Raw genomic sequence first — 2,541 nt, 5'->3', positions numbered from 1 at the left:
CGCTGGAACAACTCCCACAACTCATCCGGCACCAGCCGCTCAACGATCCCCACGAGCGATAGCCTACCGAGCCAGCCAAATGAGATGACGTCTTACTTCGCGATCGCCACCTTCGAGGACCGACCGAGGGCCTGGACCAGTACTGGTGATCCCGGTTATCCGTCGCTGCGGAGTTGGGCCGCCGGGCGGTCGATCTCGGGACGCCGTCGTGGTCAGTCCACGCGTGAGCGTCCGAGCCCGTGGTCCGGGAGATCGTCAGCGACTTTGCCTGGGTTGTCCCGTTGCAGATCAGCTCTTTTGCGGCGCTGGCCGCATACTGATGCGCCCGCGCGACTTTCGGTTGGTCAGCCTGCTGGCTCTGCGGGACCTACGCTCGCGTGAACCCGTGGCTCCGCTCCACTTTCGCGACATGCAGCGTGTAGCTCTGGTACCACTCGGCTCGCCCGCGCTCTTGCGCCGCGCGGTGCTCGGCGTTGGTCCGCCACCGCGTGAGGGCGTCGGCGTCGCGGAAGTAGCTGACGGTGATGCCCAGCCCGCCGGGAGTCTGTGCGTGGTCCATCCCCAGGTACCCGGGGAGGTCCTTCACCAGGTCTTCCAGGCGTGCGTTGGTCTCGCTGTAGTCGTTCTGGTCCTGAGTTCGCACCGTGGTGAAGACGGCCACGTAGTAGGGGGGTTCATAGGCTTCGACGGGCGTGACAGGTGCTTCGGAGTGACTGCTCACGGCGCCCCTGTGAGGGAGGATGCGCACAACGATCCGGTGTCCTTTCCTGAACGGGATACGTAGGGGATACGGCTCTTGGTCAAAGCTGTCCGAGCTGGCGTTCTCCGGGCCACGTGAGGGCTGGCTTGGCCGGGCGCGCCCATGTCAGCCGGTCTGTTCGGCTCGGGCTCGGGTATGGGCGAGCCGGTAGGATTCGGCGCCTTTTCGGCTGATCGCCCCACCCGCCCGCAGGCACAACGCCCCGTTCCACCAGAGCCGATTGCGCGGACGGTTACGCGGTGGGCCGCCGTGCGTACACCTCGATCTCGATCTTCATGCGGGGATCGGCGAGGCCGCACATGAGCATCGTGGCGGCCGGCCGGGCCTGGCCGAAGGTGCGACGCAGTACTGGCCAGCAGGGCTCGAAGTCGCCCCCGTCGGGCAGCAGATAGCGCACCCGCACCACGTCGGCGAAGGTGCACTTCGCCTCGGCCAGCGCGGCCTCGATGTTGCGCAGGCACTGCTCGGCTTGCTCCACCGCGTCGTCGGAGATCGTCATGGTGGCGTAGTCGAACCCGGTCGTCCCGGACGCATGAACCCAGTCGCCGTCGACGACGGCGCGGGCATAGCCGATCCGCTCTTCGAACGTCGAGCCGCTGAGGATGGAACGTCGCTCCGTCATGCGCCGAACGCTAAGTGAGCAGCACAGATACGTCTAATACAGCTTTGGGTATGGGGTGATATCCCTGAGCGTATGGAACGCCCTGAACTTCCTCTTCAGCAGCTGCACGCCTTCGTCGTACTCGCCGAGGAACTCCACTTCGGCCGCGCTGCCACCCGCTTGGGCATCGCCCAGCCGCCACTGAGCCAGCAGATCCGGCGCCTGGAGGACAAGGTCGACCACGCGCTGTTCAGCCGCGGACCAGGACGTATCACCCTCACCCCGGCAGGCCGAGAACTCCTTCCTGCCGCCCGGCACGCCCTCAACGGCCTCGCGGACGGCCTGGCCGCAGCCCGAGATGTCGGCAGCGGCAGCGGCAGGACCGGCCGGCTGCGGATCGGCTTCGCTGCCTCCCTCGCCCTGACCGTCCTGCCCGGCCTGCTGCGAACCTTCCGGGAACGGTTTCCCGCCGTGGAACTGGACATCCAGGAAATGACCACCACGCCGCAACTGGCCGCTCTGCGCGAGAGGACGATCGACATCGGCCTGCTGCGCGAACCGCCGACCGACGACGCGGAACTCGGATTCGCGACCGTGCTGATCGAGCCGTTTGTAGCTGTCCTGCCGTCCGCATCGAGCAGTTGGCGGACTGCCTCTTTGTGCTTCTGCCGCGCGCCGTCGGTCCGTCGCTGTACGACCAGATCACCGGCCTGTGCATCGCGGCAGGCTTCACACCCCGGGTGGCACAGCACGCCGTGGAATGGCAGACCGTCTGCGCCCTGGTGGAAACTGGGCTGGGTGTGTCACTGGCCCCGGAGAGCATCCGCCGCATCCGCCTCAAAGGCGTTGCCTTCCGCAGGATCGAGCCCAACACCACTCGCACACGAGTCGCCGTCGCCTGGCGTAAGAACGACTCAAATCCCCTGGTCCCACGCCTCCTAGCCGCTCTCGACCGAGATCCCTCGGGAAGGTTCTAGTGACCTGAGTCGAAGGTTCGTCGTTGGTTCGATATGAGTCGTCCGGGTCCGAAGATTCCGCCGTTGTCGTTGACTGATGCCCAGCGGGCCGTGCTGGAGGGCTGGGTACGTCGCCGCACGACGGCTCAGGCGCTGGCGCAGCGCTCAAGGATCGTGCTGGAGTGCGCCGACGGGCACTCGATCATGGAGGTGTCACGCCGGCT

The 2,541-nt window shown here is 66.5% G+C and carries 2 protein-coding genes and 1 pseudogene; 1 reads left to right on the top strand and 2 read right to left on the bottom strand.

From position 1 onward, the window contains the following. Positions 1 to 367: 367 nt before the first annotated feature. Positions 368 to 721, bottom strand: a complete 354-nt coding sequence (locus ACFWWR_RS48510; RefSeq protein ID WP_384310771.1) for an antibiotic biosynthesis monooxygenase family protein — start codon at positions 719 to 721, stop codon at positions 368 to 370. Positions 722 to 992: 271 nt separating this feature from the next. Further along, the gene (locus tag ACFWWR_RS48505; RefSeq protein ID WP_384310769.1) at positions 993 to 1,382 is read right to left on the bottom strand and encodes a RidA family protein; all 390 of its coding nucleotides are present in this window, start codon (positions 1,380 to 1,382) and stop codon (positions 993 to 995) included. A gap of 72 nt (positions 1,383 to 1,454) precedes the next feature. On the opposite strand from ACFWWR_RS48505, the pseudogene ACFWWR_RS48500 reads away from it, so the two are divergent. Beyond that, positions 1,455 to 2,338, top strand: a pseudogene (locus ACFWWR_RS48500) (LysR family transcriptional regulator). Positions 2,339 to 2,541 lie beyond the last annotated feature (203 nt).

This window comes from Streptomyces sp. NPDC058678, from assembly GCF_042714835.1.
Classification (GTDB): Bacteria; Actinomycetota; Actinomycetes; order Streptomycetales; family Streptomycetaceae; genus Streptomyces.
Note: the sequence above shows the minus strand (reverse complement) of the source record. Positions and strands in the feature narration are given on the sequence as shown.